The sequence below is a fragment of the Arthrobacter sp. 131MFCol6.1 genome (assembly GCF_000374925.1).
In the GTDB taxonomy this organism is placed as follows: domain Bacteria; phylum Actinomycetota; class Actinomycetes; order Actinomycetales; family Micrococcaceae; genus Arthrobacter.
This window is the reverse complement of the sequence record NZ_KB895544.1, coordinates 36,513-53,538: the sequence shown is the minus strand read 5'-3', so window position 1 is coordinate 53,538 and position 17,026 is coordinate 36,513. Positions and strand designations below refer to the sequence as shown.

Annotated in this window: 13 protein-coding genes and 1 tRNA gene; 8 read left to right on the top strand and 6 right to left on the bottom strand. The window is 67.8% G+C overall.

Features of this window, described 5'->3' with window-relative positions:
* Position 1 precedes the first annotated feature (1 nt).
* The 3 genes from C566_RS0110220 to C566_RS0110210 form a co-directional block, all read right to left on the bottom strand.
* A complete protein-coding gene (locus C566_RS0110220) occupies positions 2-4,564 on the bottom strand; it encodes an ExeM/NucH family extracellular endonuclease (protein ID WP_018774242.1) in 4,563 nt (1,520 codons plus the stop codon).
* A gap of 382 nt (positions 4,565-4,946) precedes the next feature.
* Entirely contained in the window at positions 4,947-5,750 is an 804-nt protein-coding gene (locus C566_RS0110215) for a VOC family protein (RefSeq protein WP_026266575.1), read from the bottom strand.
* A gap of 123 nt (positions 5,751-5,873) precedes the next feature.
* Positions 5,874-7,118, bottom strand: a complete 1,245-nt coding sequence (locus C566_RS0110210; RefSeq protein ID WP_155846854.1) for an MFS transporter — start codon at positions 7,116-7,118, stop codon at positions 5,874-5,876.
* A gap of 232 nt (positions 7,119-7,350) precedes the next feature.
* On the opposite strand from C566_RS0110210, the gene C566_RS0110205 reads away from it, so the two are divergent.
* On the top strand, positions 7,351-8,238 hold the full coding sequence (locus C566_RS0110205) for a helix-turn-helix transcriptional regulator (RefSeq protein ID WP_026266574.1): 888 nt from the start codon (positions 7,351-7,353) through the stop codon (positions 8,236-8,238).
* Between the two features lie 322 nt (positions 8,239-8,560).
* Here the strand turns inward: C566_RS0110205 and C566_RS0110195 are convergent.
* Positions 8,561-8,648 (bottom strand) — tRNA-Ser (locus C566_RS0110195).
* Positions 8,649-8,811: 163 nt separating this feature from the next.
* On the opposite strand from C566_RS0110195, the gene C566_RS0110190 reads away from it, so the two are divergent.
* From C566_RS0110190 to C566_RS0110160, 7 genes are all read left to right on the top strand, one after another.
* A complete protein-coding gene (locus C566_RS0110190; RefSeq protein ID WP_018774237.1) occupies positions 8,812-9,795 on the top strand; it encodes an NAD(P)H-quinone oxidoreductase in 984 nt (327 codons plus the stop codon).
* A 177-nt stretch (positions 9,796-9,972) separates the two neighbouring features.
* A complete protein-coding gene (locus C566_RS0110185; RefSeq protein WP_018774236.1) occupies positions 9,973-10,509 on the top strand; it encodes a PadR family transcriptional regulator in 537 nt (178 codons plus the stop codon).
* A gap of 180 nt (positions 10,510-10,689) precedes the next feature.
* Positions 10,690-12,984: a carbon starvation CstA family protein gene (locus C566_RS0110180; protein ID WP_026266573.1), complete on the top strand. Its 2,295-nt coding sequence runs from the start codon at positions 10,690-10,692 to the stop codon at positions 12,982-12,984.
* Positions 12,985-12,997: 13 nt separating this feature from the next.
* The gene (locus tag C566_RS0110175) at positions 12,998-13,189 is read left to right on the top strand and encodes a YbdD/YjiX family protein (protein ID WP_018774234.1); all 192 of its coding nucleotides are present in this window, start codon (positions 12,998-13,000) and stop codon (positions 13,187-13,189) included.
* A gap of 132 nt (positions 13,190-13,321) precedes the next feature.
* On the top strand, positions 13,322-13,999 hold the full coding sequence (locus tag C566_RS0110170; RefSeq protein WP_018774233.1) for a bacterial proteasome activator family protein: 678 nt from the start codon (positions 13,322-13,324) through the stop codon (positions 13,997-13,999).
* Positions 14,000-14,006: 7 nt separating this feature from the next.
* Positions 14,007-14,474 carry a hypothetical protein gene (locus C566_RS0110165; protein ID WP_018774232.1) on the top strand — a complete coding sequence of 156 codons (468 nt, stop codon included), beginning with the start codon at positions 14,007-14,009 and terminating at the stop codon, positions 14,472-14,474.
* 161 nt (positions 14,475-14,635) lie between these two features.
* On the top strand, positions 14,636-15,481 hold the full coding sequence (locus C566_RS0110160; RefSeq protein ID WP_018774231.1) for an aldo/keto reductase: 846 nt from the start codon (positions 14,636-14,638) through the stop codon (positions 15,479-15,481).
* Positions 15,482-15,659: 178 nt separating this feature from the next.
* Here the strand turns inward: C566_RS0110160 and C566_RS21310 are convergent, their stop codons facing one another.
* Both C566_RS21310 and C566_RS0110150 read right to left on the bottom strand, forming a co-directional pair.
* Positions 15,660-15,899: a hypothetical protein gene (locus C566_RS21310; protein WP_018774230.1), complete on the bottom strand. Its 240-nt coding sequence runs from the start codon at positions 15,897-15,899 to the stop codon at positions 15,660-15,662.
* Positions 15,900-15,935: 36 nt separating this feature from the next.
* A complete protein-coding gene (locus C566_RS0110150; RefSeq protein WP_018774229.1) occupies positions 15,936-16,970 on the bottom strand; it encodes a hypothetical protein in 1,035 nt (344 codons plus the stop codon).
* Positions 16,971-17,026: the final 56 nt, after the last annotated feature.

Below are 17,026 nucleotides of genomic sequence, written 5' to 3'. Positions count from 1 at the left end.
ATCAGCCCTGGAGGCACTTCCGGTAGGCGGCCATGGCTGTCCCGTAGTTCACCTGGCCGACGACATCCCCGGGCCTGGTCGGCTTGACCGGCGGCGTGCACTTCGGCGGGACGGGGACGCTGGCCGCGACCTTCACTGCCGTTTTCACCACCGTGCCGGATTCGACGGCGGTGAGCACCAGGGTGCCCGTGCCGGCGGCGGCGCCGGCGGGGACCGACACGCTCACCGTGGCGGCGCCGGCGGTCACCGGTACCGTGCCCAGGGCCGTCACGGTGCCGGCAGCATCCGTGAATTCGGCGCGCAGCGAGGCATTCACCGGGCTGCCCAGCGAGGTGAGGTCCAGCTTCGAAACCGCCAGGGTGATGGGTTCGCCGCCCTTGACCTCGGCCGCCGTCGTGTTCACGACCGCCACGGAGCGGCGGGCGAAGTCCGGCGAGACCGGGTTGTGGCCCTGCAGGTACTTGATCCACGCGTCGCGGTCCACGAGCCCGGAGTCCTTGGTGCCGGCGCCTTCCTTGAAGATGCGGAAGTTGTCGCCGCCGGTGGCCAGGAAGTTGAACGTCCCGATCCGGTAGGACTTCGCCGGGTCGATCAATGCCCCGTTGACCCGGATCGAGGTGATCCGGTCACCGGCGGCACGGGCGGCGTCGTAGGTGTAGTTCACGTTCTTGGACAGGCCCAGCTGCTGGTAGGCGCGGCTGGGGACCGTGCCGTCCGGGTTGGTCTGCCACTGCTGTTCCAGCAGGGTCTTGAACTGCGCGCCCGTGAGCGACGTGGTCCACAGATTGTTCACGAACGGCAGCACCGCGTTGGCCTCGGCGTACGTGATGGTGCCGTCGGGTGCGTAGTACAGCTCGTTGCGCAGGCCGCCCGGGTTGACGACGCCGATTTCGGCGGCGCCGAGGTCCGGCGCCTTCAGCGCATCCACCAGGGAGTCCGCCACCAGGTTGCCGAGGGTGGACTCGCTGGCCCGGTCATCGCGCACGGCGGGGGAACCGGCGAACGCCGTCGTGATGTCCGCGGTGACCTTGCCGACCGGCTGGTTGCCCACCACGGCGGCGTCGGCCAGGGCCTTGTCCACGATGGCCTTGACGGCCGCGACCCGCGGGTAGGCGGCCACGAGATCGGCCGCGGGCTGCGCGGCACTCGTGGTGCGCTGGACGTTGCCGGCCTTGTACCCGGTCACCGCCATGGTCTTGGTGTCGATGGTCAGCTGGATCTGGCCGATGAACTCGCCGTAGTTTCCGGTCTGGACGATCGGGCGGGTCTTGCCCGTGGGCTGGCCCGCCGCGTCCAGGACGGGGGCGTCCCAGGCGTACTGCTTGTGGGTGTGGCCGTTGAAGATCGCCGCCACATCCGGGGTGACCTTCTGGACCATCTTGGCGAAGGGGCCGCCGGCGGCAATTTCCTGCTCCAAAGTGGCGCCGTCGGGTGCGCCTGACCCGGCGCCGTCGTGGTTCTCCACGATGATGACGTCGGCAAGCTTGTCCGCCTTGATCTTTGCCGCGACCCGGTTGATCGCGTCAACGGGGTCACCGAACTCAAGGTCCGCGATGCCCGACGGCGTGACCAGGGACGGCACTTCCTGCGTGACCGTGCCGATCACGCCGACTTTGACGCCGTTCATGTCCAGGACCGTGTATTCCGGCAGGACCGGCGTGGTGGTGCCCTTCGCATAGACGTTGGCGCCCAGGTACGGGAACTTGGCGTTGGTCCCGCCGGCGGTGACGCGGTCGCGCAGGTCAGCCCAGCCGCCGTCGAACTCGTGGTTGCCCACCGCGGAAGTGCGCAGGTCCAGCGCGTTCAGCACGTCGATGGTCGGCTGGTCCTTGGCGATGGCCGAGGCGAACAGCGAGGCGCCGATGTTGTCGCCGGCCGAAATGAACGCCGTGGCGCCCGGGGCGGCAGCGGCGCGCAGCTTCTCGATGGTCCCCGCGAAGAACACCGTGTTGGAGTCGATGCGGCCGTGGAAGTCGTTGATGCCCAGGAAGTTCAGCTCCACGCTGGCCGGGGTGACGGGCAAGTCCAGGCCCACCACCACCGGATCGTGGTCGCTGGCGCGGAACTGGTCCGGAGCGTAGTAATCGGTGACGTTGTTGTTGTAGCGGCTGTACTCCAGGGCCACGGACTCCACGGAGTTGATGTTCCAGATGTCCGCGCCGGTGACGGCGGCGTTGGCCGCCGGCGAGGCGAGGATGTGGTCCAGCGAGCCCACGAGGCCGCCGAACAGGTAGGAATGCTTGGCGGAACCGTTGGCGTTTGTCGCCTTCTCGTCCTGGTTGACGTACCCGGCGCCCGTGAGGACGTTGATCGGGTCCTCCTTGGCGTAGGAGTTGAAGTCGCCGATCAGGAAGACCTTGTCGGTGCCCTTGGACTTCTGCAGTTCGTCGGAAAACGCCAGCAGGGACTTGGCCTGGGCGGTGCGGGCGAGGTTAGAGGCGCCCTGGCCCTTGTCGGTGTCCTCCGGTGTGGCGGCGGAACCCTTGGACTTGAAGTGATTGGCTATCGCGATGAATTTCTTGTCATCCGCGGCGCCCACGGGCTTGAAGACCTGGGCCATCGGCTTGCGGGCGCTGGCGAAAGCGACCGTGTCGTTGTGGATGACGGACTCGCCGATTGGTTCGGCGGCAGCCTTCTTATAGATAAACGCGGTGCGGATCATGTCCTCGTCGGCCAGCGGGGGTGCGTTGGCGGGCGTGCGGACGTAGTCCCAGATCCCCGGTGTGGCGATGTTCAGGGCGTCCACCAGCTTGGCGAGTGCGTCGTCCCGGGTCTTGCCGAACTGGGCCGAGTTTTCGACCTCCATCAGGGTGACGACGTCGGCCCCGGACTTGGAGATGGCGGCGACGATCTTGTCCTGCTGCCGCTTGAGGTTCTCGGCGTTCGCGGCGCCGCGGACATCGCAGCCGCCCTTGACCGTGATGGGGTTGCCGTCCCGGTCCGGGTAGAAGGTGCAGCCGGCCACCTGGTCGCCGGTGGTGGGGAAGTAGTTCAGTACGTTGAAGGAGGCGAGCTTGAGGTTGCCGCCCACAGCGGCCGGGGTCTCGGCCCGGGTGGCGCCGAAGCTGGCCGGCTGCACGGTGTCCGCGTTGGCCGCCGTCAGCTGGGTCAGGGGCTGGAACTTCCAGGCGCTGTTCGCGTAGCTGAGCACTACGTTGGTTTTAAACGTCACCGGCGCGCCGACCCGGACGTGATCGGCCGTGGTCAGGTACGGGAGCACCTGGGCCTTGGTGGCGGCGTCCTTGAGGAAGTTCGTGGTGGCGCCGTCGTCGAGCTTGATGCCGCGGGCGGCATTCGCCGCGACCGTGGCGGTGTACTCCGCGGAGCCGAAGGCCGCGACGGCGGTGGGCTGCTCCAGCGCGGTGGTGCCGCCGGCCAGGCCGATCTCGCCGTACTGGTTCAGTGAGAAGTTGTCCGCGACGGTAACCGGGCCCTGCGGGGCGAGCAGCATGCCCTCCAGGGATTCGCGGAAGGCCTCGTCGGCGGGCAGCGCGAAGCCGGTGGCCTTGACCTCGGGGGCGGCCTCGGTGAGCTTCTTCAGGTCGGCCGCCGCGGCGACGGTCAGCTGCGTCATGCCGAAGAATTCGCTGACGGCGCCGGTGAGTTCGACGTAGTCGCCGATCCTGACGGAGTCGACCGTGGACGGCGAGTAGACGAACACCGCGTCCGACGCCGCGTGGTTGGCGGGCGTGAGATCGCCGCCAGTGCCGGGGGTCTGGACGTAGTAGCCGGCGAAGCCGCCGGTGGGGAACGTCGCGGTGACGCGGCCGCGCGTGGTGACGGAGGATCCTGCCAGCGGGCTCGCGGCGCCGGTGCCCTGGATTTCGGCGATGGTCTTGCTGGCGGGGGGAGTGCCCGGGTCCACGGGCGGGTCCACGGGCGGATCCACGGGGCCCGCGGCTCCATTGGCGGTCTTCGGCGTGATGGCTGCGTTGAGGGTGACGTCAGCGGCGTTGTTGTTGGTGTCCGCGCCGCTGCTGCGGTTCAGGCTCTTGACGTCGGTGTTGCCCGACGGCGCAGCGGCTGCCTGGGCCTCGAAGGTGTTGGAGGTGCCGTAGCCGAGGAGGTCCGCGACGTTGGCCGGTTCGATCACCGAGCCCGTCGGCAACGGGTTGAGCGCGGCGGCCTGTTTGGCCAGCACGATCGTGCCTCCGCCGCCGGCCGGGTTGAAGCCGGTGGCGGTGGCGTCGGCAGCCGGCAGGTCGGCGCCGACCGTGCCGTTGCTGCCGCCCTTGAGCAGGTAGTAGCCCTTGGCGGGAATGCTGCCGGCCAGGGCTGACACCGAACTCGGTGCCCCGGTGCCTGGGGCTGAGCGGTACTGGAGACTCCAGCCCTCCAGCGAGACCGGCGCGTCGGAGCCGTTGTACAGCTCGACAAACTTGTTCTTGAAGGCCGCGCCGGAACTGCCGCCGCTGAGGTAGGCCTCGTTGATGACCACCGGCGAGGTTCCGGTTGCCGCCGGCGAGGGTTCCGTGGCATTAGCCGGCACGGCCGCCAATGGGGCTGCGATCAGGGCCGCCGACAGTGCTGTGCCCAGCGCTGTTTTCCAGGGTGTTTGTTTCATCCGCTCTGACTCTCATTAGGGTGCCCCGGGTAAAGGGCAGGGTGCAGTGCGTCCGCAGGGTGCAGCGGACAGTGGCCGGCCAGAACTCCTGGTCAAGTCGTGCCGGGCCCATCCAAACAGGGGTGAATGAACAACGTATGGACTACACGTGCATTCGGCGGAACGTCCCCCAGCGGGACGCGCCGCAGCCTTCCCGGAGCGGCTCGAAAGCCCCGGGCAATGGTGACTGGTGATGCGGGTGAGCGGTGTCCGGGTGCCTCCACCGGACGCTCCACAGCAGAATACCGGCCAGTAGCCCTTGGGGAAGGGTCTGGCCGGTATTTCCTACAACAATTTTTGTAATTAGGTGGGAAGAGCTTCGGGGCCTTTGCCGGTTAGGCAGTTAGGCGTCCGTGGCGGACTGCCCGCCCTGTCCGGTGTCAGCCACGATCTTGAACATCGCGCCGGTGGGGTCAGCCAGCGTCGCGAGCCTGCCGAACGGGGTGTCGTCCGGCCCGTCAATCACCTTGGCGCCGAGGGACACCGCCGTCTCGATGGAGGCATCGGCGTCGTCCACGGCGAAGTAGACCTGCCAGTTGGACGGGACCTCGGCGGGGAGGTAGGCCGACGCGTCCATGATCCCGGCCTTGGCCGCCGGGCCTGCGCCCAGGGTGGTGTAGCGGAACTCCGGGGTATCGCTCATGACGTCGGTGTCCCAGCCGAACACGTCCTGGTAGAACTTGACGGCACCGGCGTAGTCCTTGGCGTGGAGCTCGTGCCACGCCGGGGCGCCGGGCTCGGCCGCCAGCTCATAGCCCTTCATCTCAGCCGGCTGCCACACGCCGACCGACGCGCCCGTGGCGTCGGCGATCATGGCCATGCTGCCCTGTTCGGGGACGTCCATGGGCGCCATGTAGACCTGGCCGCCGTGTTCCGTTGCAGCCTTGACGGTGGCAGCGGCGTCCTCCGAGCGCAGGTACGTGGACCACATGTCCGGCCAGGCGGCCTGATCCTCCTGCTTCTGCATCAGGCCGGCGACGGACTTGCCGTCTTTCCAGGCAGTGATGTAGCCACCATATTTTGCTTCGTCGCCGGTCTGGTACGTCCAGCCGAACAGCGCACCGTAGAACGACTTGGCCTTTTCAGCATCGGATGTCATGAGGTCGATCCAACATGGTGCGCCGTTGGAGTGCTCGGGTGTGGGCATGGAAGCTCCTGCTCTCTGTGGCGGCCGTTGACGTGCGGCCGCCGGACTCTGGTTTGTGGTGGAGACGGGGTGGAGACACAGAGAGACTATGACGGGGCACCGACAGTTTCAATGCATAGCGAGTCAGAGCCGGCGCGGGAATGCCGAGCGCCGGCCGTACAGGGTGAGCAGCAGGGCAGTGATGCCGAGGGCGATCATGACGACCGGGAGCACCAGCCCGTCGAATGGCGTCAGGAGGAGCGCACCGAGAATGCCCGCGCCGAAGATGGCCAGGTTGAAGGCGACCGGGAGGAATGCATTCGCGACGTCTCCGTTGTCGCCTCCGGCGGTGGTGAGGGGTCCCTGGACTTGGGCTGAAGCGCCGCCGAAGGTAAGGCCCCAGAGCGCGGCGGCGATCAGGATGGCCATTGCCGATGCATGTCCGATCAGCAGAATGAGTCCGGAAGCGACGAACACGGTGACGCTGAGGTGAAGGAGGGGCCTCGGATGGCGGTCCAGCAGCGCGCCGGTGACGGCGACTCCGACGACGGACGCAATGCCGTAGACCAGCAGGACCAGGCTGGCGGAGAGGCCGGTGTCGGTGGCCCGGAGGTAGGGGGCGATGTAGGTGTAGATGGTGCTGTGGGCGAGCATCCAGGCGACGATGACGGCCAGGATGATGGCGACGCCGGGGATTCTGAACACCCGACCCAGGGGGAGCCGTGACGCTGGCGGTTGGCCGGAGGCGTCGGGGACGCATCCGAGGATCAGCGCAGCCACGATGACCCCGAGGCCGGACAGGGCACCGAAAGACCAGCGCCAATCGAAAGCTGTTCCGATCCAGGCGCCGAGTGGGGTGCCGAACGCGAATCCGAGGGGCGCCCCGGTGGACACGATGGCCAAGGACAGCCCTGCGTGCCGGGGCGGGCTGATGCGGCGCCCGTAAGCGGCGAGCATTCCCCAGATGATTCCCGAGAATGCGCCCGCAAAGAATCGTGACACGAGTGACAACGTCACATCGGGTGAGACTGCGGTGACCGTTGTGGCAAGCACGAGACCGGCGATACCGCCAAGCAGGAGCGGCTTTCGTCGCATGCCACGCGTCAGCATGATCGCGGGGATGGTGACGACGACCGTTCCAAGGGCGTACGCGCTGACCAGCAGACCCACCGTGGATTCGCCCGTGTGGAGGCCGGCGGCAATGACAGGAAGCAGGCCTGCGGGCATCGTCTCGGTGGCGACGAGGATAAATCCCATGGCGGCCAGGACCACGAGTGCGGTCAGGGGCAGTCTTTGCCGTGCATTGTCTTCTCGTGCGCTGTCCTCTCGTATGCCGCCGCGTAATGCGCTGGCTTCCTGTGCCGGTGTCCGGGTGGGGGCGGTCGTCATGCGGTTCCTTTCGTGCGTGGCGGTAATGCCTCACCGTTGGGGTTGGTCGAGCGCGGCTGCGCAGCCACAGGAAGTGGCGCGTCGCCCGACGGCGTCAACCGTTCCGCAGGCCGGGAAGCACTGCTCAACCCTCCGGCCAGTCAAGCCCGATTTTCGCGGGCGGGGGAGTCCCCGATGAGACGTGTACCGGGAGGGAACCCCTTGTGCGGCCGCAGCGATTTACCCTTGATGCATGGATAACCGGGGTGAAGTGCGTGAGTTCCTGATGTCGCGCCGTGCACGACTCACGCCGGCAGAAGCGGGCCTCGCGGCAGGCTCGAACCGACGGGTGGCTGGATTGAGGCGCAGCGAGGTTGCGGTCCTCGCCGACGTCAGCGTGGAGTATTACGCCAAGCTGGAGCGCGGTTCCATCGCCGGTGCGTCCTCTTCCGTGCTCGAATCCATCGCCCGTGCCCTCCGGCTTGACGACACCGAGCGTGCGCACTTGTTCGACCTGGCCCGCGCCGCAGACGGCATCCCGGCCCCTGGGCGGTCGCGCAGGCGCGCGACCGTCCAGGCCGGGTCGCGTCTGAGCCTCCAGTGGGCGCTGGAAGCGATCACCGAGGGCGTCGCATTCGTTCGCGACCCGTACCAGAACTTGCTCGCGACGAACGCGTTGGGCCGGGCGTTCTACTCTCCGGTGATCGGGGACGGCGGCCGAACCCCAAACCTGGCGCGGTTCCAGTTCCTTGACCCCGCCTCGCGCGACTTCTACCCCGACTGGGACTTGTTCGCTGAGATGTGCGTCGGCATCATGCGCGCTGAAGCCGGCCGCGACCCCCACGACCGCACCATGCAGGACCTGGTCGGCGAACTGTCGACCCGCAGTGAGACGTTTCGGACACTGTGGGGCGCCCATAATGTGCGAACCCACGGGTCCGGCACCAAACGCTTTCACCACCCCGTGGCCGGCGAACTCACGCTGGCCTACGAGGAACTTGCGATCACCGCGGAGCCGGGCCTGGTCCTCTTGGTCTACACCGCCGAGCCGGGCTCGCCCTCAGCCGAACGGCTGCACCTCCTGGCCAGCTGGAGTGCAGGCGAAGACGCCACCACCGAACGGAGCCGGGCAACCAGCTGACGGGAGGGCACGTTTCGTGCCCGCCAGAGAGCGTGTTACCCGGCGCCGGAGTTGCCTTAAACGTAGTTCAGGCTGATGAGCAGCGCCTTAAGCTGGGCGTATTGGTCGGTTGCCATCCAGGCTCTAGCGGCGGCCCGGGTCGGGAACGCGGGGTTGTTGAAAAGGGCACTCGTGGTGAGCCCGCCGTTCCCCGTTGCCAGGATGATGATTCTGAGCCTGGTGAGGAGGTTCACTCCGGGCCGGGGGACGAGTAAGGCCGGCCGGAACGATCTTTCGATCGCCCCGGGCCGGCCTCTAGAACCGCGCAAGATCTGCGCTCCCGCGGAAGGTAAGAGATTCGAACTCTTGGTACGGGGTTACCGCACACTGGTTTTCAAGACCAGCTCCATCGGCCGCTCGGACAACCTTCCCTAACGAGTAGTCTTTCATAGGCAGTCGGCTGCCACAAAAACCATAAACACGGTGCGCTTGCGGACGTGTGCAGCTCCCCGCCATATTCTGGGGAGTGATGTTGATCGGACCTGGCGATCGCGGCGAACGTGCGCGGAGCCAGTTAGGAATCGGGAGTGCTCCATGAAGGCTGTCTATATCTCAGAGCCCGGCGGACCCGAGGTCCTGGAAGTCCGTGAGGTCCAGTCCCCGGTGGCCGGCCCCGGCGAGGTGCTGATCGACGTCGTGGCCGCGGGCCTTAACCGTGCCGACGTCCAGCAGCGCAGGGGCTTCTACCCGCCGCCCCCGGGCGCCTCCGAGATCCCCGGGTTGGAGGTCTCCGGCCGGATTGCAGGGTTCGGCCCGGGCGTTACCAAGGCGTTTTCCGTGGGGGACAAGGTGGTGGCGCTGCTCGCCGGCGGCGGCTATGCCCAGCAGGTGGCCGTGCCCGCGGGCCAGGTCCTGAGGATCCCCGACGGCGTGGATCTGGTCACGGCGGCATCGTTGCCCGAGGTCGCGGCGACGGTCTATTCCAACCTGATCATGACGGCGCAGCTGCAGCCGGGCGAAACTGTCCTCATCCACGGAGCCACGGGCGGCATCGGAACCATGGCCATCCAGCTTGCCAAGGCCATGGGCGCCCGGGTTGCCACGACGGCCGGGAACGCGGAAAAGGTCGGCACCGCCAAGGCCTTCCTCGGGGCGGACATCGCCATCAACTACGCGGAGGAGAGTTTCCCGGCGAGCCTGCGCGCGCAAAACGGCGGCAAAGGCGCGGACGTCATCCTCGACGTCGTCGGCGCCAAGTACCTCGAGCAGAACATCGATGCGCTCGCCGACTACGGACGCCTCGTGGTGATCGGGCTGCAGGGCGGTGCGAAGGCGGAACTGGACCTTGGCCAGCTGCTGCGGAAGCGGGCCGCCATCATCGCCACAGCGCTGCGTCCCCGCCCGGTCGAGGAAAAGACCGTGATCATGAACGCCGTCCGCGACGCCGTGTGGCCGATGCTGACCGACGGCAGGATCAGGCCCCTCGTGGCCAAGACCTTCCCGCTGGACCAGGTCGCCGCCGCACACGCCTATTTCGATTCCGGCGACCACGTGGGCAAGGTCCTGCTGGTCATGTAGGGGGAAGCCGGATCCGGCTTAAACCGCAGGTCGGGGCCTACTTATTCCGGTCGGAGTATGCAATGTTTTGCGGCCGGGGCAACAATGACGATAACGTAGGTCCATACGCGGTATACACGCGTCTTGGGGCGCGTGTATGCTGTGTGATTTCGTGAATTCGCGATTCCGGGGGGCGCCATGTCTATCCGTCACAGTCTCCTCGCCCTCTTGCAGGACCGCCCGCGCTACGGCTATCAGCTCAGGACCGAATTCGAGGACCGCACCGGATCCTCCTGGCCGCTGAACATCGGGCAGGTCTACACCACCCTGGACCGGCTGGAACGCGACGGGCTGGTCCGCAAAGACGGCGGCGACGGCGACGGGCACGTCATCTACAGCATCACGACGGCCGGCCGGACTGAGGTCGGCGCCTGGTTCATGGCCCCGGTGTCCCGCGCGAATCCGCCCCGGAATGAGCTGGCCATCAAGCTCGCCCTCGGCCTGACGATTCCCGGGACCGACGTCGGCGCCATCATCCAGGCACAGCGGGCGGTATCCATCCGGGCGCTGCAGGACTACACCAAGTCCCGCCGCGACACGGCCGCACTCCAGCGCCCGGCCGACACCGCCAGGCTCCTGGTGCTGGACTCCCTCATCTTCCAGACCGAAGCCGAAGTGCGCTGGCTGGACCTCTGCGAGGCCCGCCTCATGCAGCTCAGCAACCTCCAGGCGTAGCGCGGCCGACCGCTCGTCGCGCAATCCCCACCGCCGGGCGCAGGACTGCCGCCCGGGCCCGCCCGCATTGGTAGGGTGCGGGGGGCAGTTCTGTACCGGTGGACTGCCCGTTGGGTTTCTCAAGGAGGAGACATGGGCACAATGCCAGATGGCACACAAGGCGACAGCACGCACGGGAGCATGCGAGGCGCCAGCACGCACGGCACCGCACAACTCGACGACGGGGTCGTTCCGGACCCGTCCCTCCCGCCGACGTCGGTGGATGAGTCCGTCCGCGACGCCGCGGACCGCACCTGGACGCCCGCCAAGATCGCGCTGTGGGCGGCCATCGCGCTGCTGGGCGGCGTCGCCTGGTTCATGCTCGCAATCGTCCGCGGCGAGACCGTCAACGCCATCTGGTTTGTTTTCGCGTCGGTCTGCACCTACCTGATCGGCTACCGCTTCTACTCCAAGGTCATTGAGCGTTACCTGACCAAGCCCAATGACCGCCGGGCCACCCCGGCCGAATACAAGGCCGACGGCAAGGACTACGTCCGCACGGACCGCAACGTCCTCTTCGGCCACCACTTCGCCGCTATCGCCGGCGCCGGCCCCCTGGTGGGCCCGGTCATCGCGGCCCAGATGGGCTACCTGCCCGGCACGATCTGGATCATCATCGGCGTCGTCCTTGCCGGTGCCGTCCAGGATTACCTGGTCCTGTTCTTCTCCATGCGCCGCGGCGGCCGTTCCCTGGGCCAGATGGCCCGCGAGGAACTCGGCGTCATCGGCGGCACGGCCGCCCTCGTCGCGACCCTGCTCATTATGGTGATCATCGTCGCCATCCTCGCCCTGGTGGTTGTCAACGCCCTCGGCGAGAGCCCCTGGGGCGTCTTCTCGGTGGGCATGACCATCCCGATCGCCCTCTTCATGGGCGTGTACTTGCGCTTCATCCGGCCGGGCAAGGTCATGGAGGTGTCCCTGATCGGTTTCGTGCTGCTCATGGCCGCCATCATCGGCGGCGGTGCCGTGGCGGGCACCGAATGGGGTGCCGCGTTCTTCCACCTGGACAAGGTCACCATCGCGTGGGGCCTCATCGTCTACGGCTTCATCGCAGCAATCCTGCCCGTGTGGCTGCTCCTGGCCCCCCGCGACTATCTCTCCACGTTCATGAAGATCGGCGTGATCGTGATGCTGGCCCTGGCCATCATCGTGGTCCGCCCCGAAATCACCGTGCCGGCCTTCAGCGAGTTCGCCGGCCGGGACAACGGTCCGGTGTTCTCCGGCGCCCTCTTCCCGTTCCTGTTCGTCACAATCGCCTGCGGCGCACTGTCCGGGTTCCACGCGCTGATCGCCTCCGGCACCACGCCGAAGCTGATCGAGAAGGAGCGCCAGACGCGCCTGATCGGCTACGGCGGCATGCTCATGGAGTCCTTCGTGGCCATCATGGCCCTCGTGGCCGCAATCTCCATTGACCGCGGCATCTACTTCGCCATGAACGCCCCTGTGGCGCTGACCGGCGGGACCGTCGAGACCGCGGCCGCGTGGGTCAACAGCCTGGGCCTGTCCGGCGTCAACATCACGGCCGGTGATCTCGCGCAGACGGCCAAGGACGTGGGGGAGCAAAGCATCGTGTCGCGCTCGGGCGGGGCGCCCACCCTCGCCGTCGGCCTTGCCCACATCATGCAGCAGTTCATCGGCGGCACCGCGATGATGGCTTTCTGGTACCACTTCGCCATCATGTTCGAGGCCCTCTTCATCCTCACGGCCGTCGACGCCGGCACCCGCGTTGCCCGCTTCATGCTCCAGGACTCGATCGGCAACTTCGTCCCGAAGTTCAAGGAGCACTCCTGGCGCCCGGGCGCCTGGCTCTGCACCGCCATCATGGTGGCCGCCTGGGGCGCGGTCCTGCTGATGGGCGTCACCGACCCGCTGGGCGGCATCAACACCCTGTTCCCGCTGTTCGGGATCGCCAACCAGCTGCTCGCGGCCATCGCCCTCTCGGTCTGCCTGGCCATTGCTGCCAAACGCACCGCCCCGAAGTACCTGTGGATCGTGGCGGCGCCGCTGGCGTTCGCCGCCGTCGTGACCATCACGGCGAGCTTCTACAAGATCTTCTCGCCCGTTCCGGCGGTGGGCTACTTCGCCAACAATGCTGCCTTCACCAAGGCGCTGGCGGACGGCAAGACGTCCTTCGGCACCGCCAAGACCCAGGCCGCCATGGAGGCGGTGGTCCGCAACACGATGATCCAGGGATGGCTCTCGATCGTCTTCGTGGTGCTGAGCATCATCGTCATCATCACGGCAGTAATGGCAACCATCAAGGCCCTGCGGAACACGGCCGCGGGGCTGCCCAACGCCGAGAACGAAGACCCCGCGCAGGCTTCCCGTGTCTTCGCCCCGGCAGGGTTTGTCCCCACGGCGGCGGAGCGTGACCTCGCGGCCGCGTGGAACCAACTCCCGACCGGAGAGCGGCTCGAAAAGTCCGGGCACCATTGATGCGGAGCCGGGCGTGAACGCGGTCCTTGCCGGCTTCCGCGGGTTTGCCGGGTACCTCGGCGGGGTGCTGGGCGCCGACGCCTACAAAAAGTACCTGGAGCACCATGAGGCCTCTGGACACACCGACCCTCCCCTGACGGAGCGGGAGTTTTGGCGTGAGAAGACCGACCGGCAGGACACCAACCCGCAAGGGCGGTGCTGCTGAGCTGTGTTGCGGAGCGGGTGCCGCTCTGGCCGGGGGAGGGGTCGGTGTTGGGCACGAGAGTGTCCGGCGCCGCCCCTTCCGCTTCCGGCGGACGCCGGGTCCGCGCCGCCGGGCGCGTGAGAGTATGAAGCCATGAGCGATCAGCACGACACTCAGTCCGGCGCCCAAACTGCGGACGACGTGCCCGTCGAAGGCACGCCCCTGGATGACGCCCTGCCCGGTACGCCCTTGGCCTCACCGGCTGCAGTGCCGTCCGGCCGCGCCGATGGATCCAGTGCCGGGCCCAGGCCGCCCCGGGGCAGCGAACTTCAGGACCTCGTGGACCAACCCGCGAAGGTCATGCGGATCGGCACGATGGTCAAGCAGCTGCTGGACGAGGTGAGGTCCGCGCCGCTGGACGACGCGGCCCGCGTCCGGCTGGCTGAAATCCACGACCGTTCCATCAAGGAACTCGAGGACGGCCTGGCCCCGGAGCTCGTTGAGGAGCTCGAACGGATCAACCTTCCCTTTCCGGAGAACGCCACCCCCTCCGACGCGGAACTGAGGATAGCCCAGGCCCAGCTGGTCGGCTGGCTTGAGGGACTCTTCCACGGCATCCAGACGGCCATCGCGGCGCAGCACGCCGCCAGGGAGCACGCCTACGCCCAGATGCAGCTGCGCCAGCTGCCCCCAGGAACAGTGATCGCGCCGGGCGTCATCATCGGGGAGAACGGCGAACCGGTCCGGGCCGCAGCACCGCGTCGCGGTGCTGATCCCTCGGAGCCGCCCGAACCCATGGACCCGGACCACGGTCCGGGCCAGTACCTTTAGCGCGACCTTGGGCTTCTTCAGCGCAGCACTGCAGGGCCGCAGAGACGACGCCGAACTCGGCAAAGGGCTCTGGCGGCGCGCCCATGACCGGTTCAACCGCGGACTTGACCGCTACCACCAGGTCCTCGAGGGGGTCGAGGACGAGGCGCTGTACGGCGAACTCGTCGAGATCGCCAACCAGCTCTCCGCACTCGCGCCCCGGGTCAGGGTGGTCTGCGTGGAGGCCCAGCGACGGTTTCCCAGCAACGGATTGGATATCCCGGGACCCCTGGCAGGCGTTCACCGGGCCTTGTCGACGGCAGGCAATTCGCTGGCCATGACGGCCGAGGCGGCCGCGATGCTCCGGCTCGCCGTGGGGCCGGTCCCGGCGGGTGCCGCGTCGGTGCGCCGGCGCGCCGATTCCGTGCTGGAACAGGTCCACGACGCCGAGCGGCGGCTTGCCGAGGCCGACGGCAGCAGGCCGACGCCGGCCTGAGCCGCTTCGCGGATTGGTCTTTGCGCAGGACCGTCCCGGCGTGGTTGGTGCTCCCGATATTCCCAGAATTTCCCTGAAATCCCGGGTATTCCCGGTTACGCGCCTAGCTTAGCGGCGCCCTGTCGCTGGCCGGAGGGCGCCGAAGTTGGCAGGATACTTATATGACTTTTTCACCGGAACTGACTTTCAATGACGGAAACACCATCCCCCAGCTTGGCTACGGGGTGTGGCAGGTTGAAGATGACGTGGCCGAAAAGGTGGTTGTCCAGGCGTTTGAGGCCGGCTTCCGCCACATCGACACGGCAAAGATCTACGGCAACGAAGCAGGCGTGGGCCGCGCCATTGAGCGTTCCGGCCTTAAGCCCGAGGAAATTTTCATCACCACCAAGCTGTGGAACGCGGATCAGGGCTACGAGTCCACGCTGAAGGCGTTCGAGGAATCCATGGAGCGCCTCGGCCTCGAAACTCTGGACCTGTACCTGATCCACTGGATGCAGCCTAAGCAGGACAAATACGTTGACACCTGGAAGGCCCTCATCGAGCTGCAGAAGCAGGGCCGGGTCAAGACCATTGGCGTCTCCAACTTCACCAAGGAGGGGCTGCAGCGCCTGATCGATGAGACCGGCGTGGTTCCGGCCATCAACCAGGTCGAACTGCACCCGTTCTTCAGCCAGGCCGACCTGCGCGAATTCAACACGTCCAAGGGCATCCTCACCCAGGCGTGGTCGCCGCTGGGCCAGGGCGGCGAGCTCCTCGAGAGCCCCGTCATTGCCGAGATTGCCGCCAAGCACGGCGCCACCCCGGCCCAGGTTGTCATCGCGTGGCACCTGGCCATCGGCAACGTGGTTATTCCGAAGTCGGTGACCGAGTCCCGGATCCGGGAGAACTACGCGGCCCTGGACGTTAGCCTCGACGAGACCGACATCCAGGCCATCAACGGGCTTGACCGCTCCGCCGAAGACGCCGGCCGGATCGGTCCGGATCCGGCCGTCTCCGACTTCGCCTAAGCAACTCCCGCGACGCCGGCTGCCAGCCGGCGTTTGCGCAGGGCCTTCACCCCGCAAGGGGTGGAGGCCCTTTGGGCGTCCGGCCCCCCTCCCGCCGGCCGGGACCGTGACCGGCCAACCCCGCGCGCTCGGAGACTGAAGGCCCGGACCCAGGCGCCGGCCTGGAAGGACTACCGAGTCAGGCGGCGGCCCGGCGCTCTTTCGCCGTGATTGCATCGACCACGGCCCAGCCGTCTTCGCCGGCAACGCACCGGCTGGCGAAGCGGTCCGCGGCAGCAGCGTCATCGAAGCTCTCGGTGCGGATCCGGCCGCAGTCAGTGTCCAGGTAGGTGACCGCGAAATACAGAACGCCGTCCTGTGCGTCGTTGAAATCCGCCTCTTGGTGGAAACTCTGCTGGAAATTCTGGTTGTTCTCCATGATTCCAGTGTGCAACCGACCCCCGACACTCAGACTTCACTCCTCCGGCGTGTTGCCGAGCCGCAGCACCCGTTCCCGCGCCAGGACTTCCTTTCGGCGCTGCCGGTCGGCGGCCCGTGCCGTCTGCTGCGCCAGGGCCGCTGCCAGCTCGTGACGCTTCCGGGCCGTTTTGAGCCCGGCTTCTGCCGTGTCCAGACGCCGCCTGAGTTCGCGCACCTCATCGGCCAGCAGCGTGGTTTCCGCCGTCGCCTCGGCCAGCTCCGCGGCCGCGCGGCCTGCTTCCTCGTCGGCCTCCGCGGCGGCCACTTCGGCTGCCTCCAGGCCGGCCCGTGCCCGCTCCACCGCCGACGGCGTGGGCGTCACCCGGGCTGTCCCGACGGCCCGGAGGCGGGGCTGTTCCGTTGGCGGCTTTCCGCCGGCAGTTCCGCCGCCCTGTGCGGTCCGGTGCGGTTCGGTCCCGCGGGCGGCGGACGCCGGTTGTGTCCCGCGGACGCCGGCCGTTGCCGGCACGGCTCCAGTACCGGGCGCCGCGGCGGCATGGCTCCCCGGGACAGCCACGGCGCCGGTAAGATCAACGACGTCGACCCCGTCCGCCGAGAGCCCCCGGAGCAGACAGCCGCTTTGCACAGCGGCTGCGGCGCCCGGGTCGGCGGTGGCGGCCCGCAGGGTCTGCTCCACTTCCGTCGCGACGGCGGCGCTGATGGCCCGTCCGTGCTGGGCCGCCAGGGCGTGTGCCGCCCTTACTGCGCTGGCGAGGAGCTGGCGCCGCTGCTGGGCGAGGCGCCGGAGGTCCGCTGCATCCAGGGCGTCCTGCGCCGCCTGCATCGACGTTCCCAGTCCAGCGACCTCCCGCAGGATTTCGGGGCTGTGCGCGGCCAGCATGTTCACCGCCCATGCCGCCACCGACGGCTTGGGCAGGGCACGGACTTCGGCCGCCAGGGCACGCTGCTCGGCGGCGGTGACGCCCACGGAACTGACCTCTTTGGCCGCGGCCGTCCTTGCAGCCACGAACTCCCCGTAGGGCAATGCATAGAGCGGCCCGGCAATGCCCGCTAGTTCCCGCGATCCCATGCAAGAATCATAGGAGTCCGGCCCCGCCACGAGTTCGCGGCCCCGTCATCAGACCC